Here is a 1,504-nt window from a genome sequence, read left to right on the forward strand (position 1 = left end):
GACTGGGCGCGGATCGCCGCGCTGTATACCGCGTTGTCGCAGGTGACCCCGTCGCCGGTGGTCGAGCTCAACCGCGCCGTCGCGGTCGGCATGGCCTACGGCCCGGTGCCGGCACTCGAACTGGTCGACGCGCTCGGCTCAGAGCCCGCGTTGAAGAACTACCACCTGCTGCCCAGCGTCCGCGGCGACCTGCTCGTCAAGCTCCAGCGGCACGACGAAGCACAGGCGGAATTCGAGCATGCGGCGTCGCTGACCCGCAACAGCCGCGAACGTGACTTGCTGCTCGCACGCGCCGCATCGTGTGCGCAGCACGCGTCGTCGGCCTAGCACCTCATGGTTCTGGCCGTGCCGCGCAGGGGCCGAGTCCCTGCTGAGTCCCTGCTGAGTCCCTGCCCACTCCCCGCCGGCCAAGCCGGTCAGTACGGCCGGTCCGGCTTCGAGTCGCCGTCGGAGAGATCGTCGGTGGCCGTGCGCCAGGCATCGGTGTCCGGCGGCGAGTGCCGTTCGACCGTGACGTCGTCCGCCCCCGTGTCGGCGGCTGTCGTGTCAGGCGACGGCGACGTCGCACCACCGGGCTGCGGTGTCACCTCACCGGCCAGATACTCGCGGATGCGCTGGCCGTAACTCGCCGCCTTGGCCGGGTCGATGGGGAACGTGACGTCTTCGACCACCCGAGCGAACGCGGCACCGAGGCGAGCGGTGTCGATGCGGCCCGCCGCACTGCCGAATGCCGAGCCGAGCTGCTCGGGTACCCGCCCGAGCGTGGCCGCGATGTCGTCCAGCGCAGAATCGTGATGGGGGCAGCGCGGCAGAGTCGAGCGCGACGGCCGGTCGACCTTCTGCCGCTGCTTCCAGTCCGGCACGTGCACGTAATCACGACCGTCCACGGAGTACCGGCACAGCAGTCCCGCAGTCACGAGTTCGGCGAGGTCGTCCGCCATCGACGACGTCGGGTGGGCGTCGGCTCGCAACGGCCACAGCCGTCCGTTGAACACCGCGGGCTGATCTTTGGCGCGCCCTTCGTCATCGAGCACGAGCGGTAGGTAGGCCCAGGTGTACGCCGCGGCGAGCGACAGGCCGGCGACCCGTTCGTCCTGCGGGTCGCCCGGGTCGATCGTTCGAGAACTGTGCGCCATGATCGGCTCCTTCGGCTAGGACGGCCGGCGCGCGCCCGCCGGGCGGGCGCACCGCGGTGACGGCGCCGACAGTCCCGACGCTACCGCTGGACGCGGCGCTGTCCAGTATCGCCGTTTCACACTCCGCGGCCGATGCTGCCGACTGGTCGCCCACCTCACCGAAGCAGCGATTCCCCGCGCGAACATGATCATTCGTCAGCGGCGAGCCAGGTGCGGGCCGCGTTGACGCGCTCGCGCACCGAGCCCAGTTGTTCGCGGACGCGATCCGGTGCCGTGCCGCCCTTGGCCGCGCGGGAGGCCAGTGCTCCCGGCACCGACAGCACCTGACGCACGGCCGGGGTCAGCTGCGGCGACACGGCCGCCAGATC

1 protein-coding gene and 2 pseudogenes are annotated in these 1,504 nt (G+C 71.1%); 1 reads left to right on the forward strand and 2 read right to left on the reverse strand.

Translation table 11 applies throughout. The annotated features are described in order from the left end of the window. Window positions 1-327 (forward strand): annotated as a pseudogene (locus M6444_RS19690) (RNA polymerase subunit sigma-24); the annotation flags it as partial. A gap of 89 nt (window positions 328-416) precedes the next feature. On the opposite strand, the gene M6444_RS19695 reads toward M6444_RS19690, so the two are convergent. After that, window positions 417-1,136, reverse strand: coding sequence for a hypothetical protein (locus tag M6444_RS19695; protein WP_298331343.1), 720 nt, complete (start codon window positions 1,134-1,136; stop codon window positions 417-419). Window positions 1,137-1,324: 188 nt separating this feature from the next. Then, window positions 1,325-1,504 (reverse strand): annotated as a pseudogene (locus M6444_RS19700) (argininosuccinate lyase); the annotation flags it as partial.

The sequence above is a fragment of the Haloactinopolyspora sp. genome (assembly GCF_027324685.1).
In the GTDB taxonomy this organism is placed as follows: domain Bacteria; phylum Actinomycetota; class Actinomycetes; order Jiangellales; family Jiangellaceae; genus Haloactinopolyspora.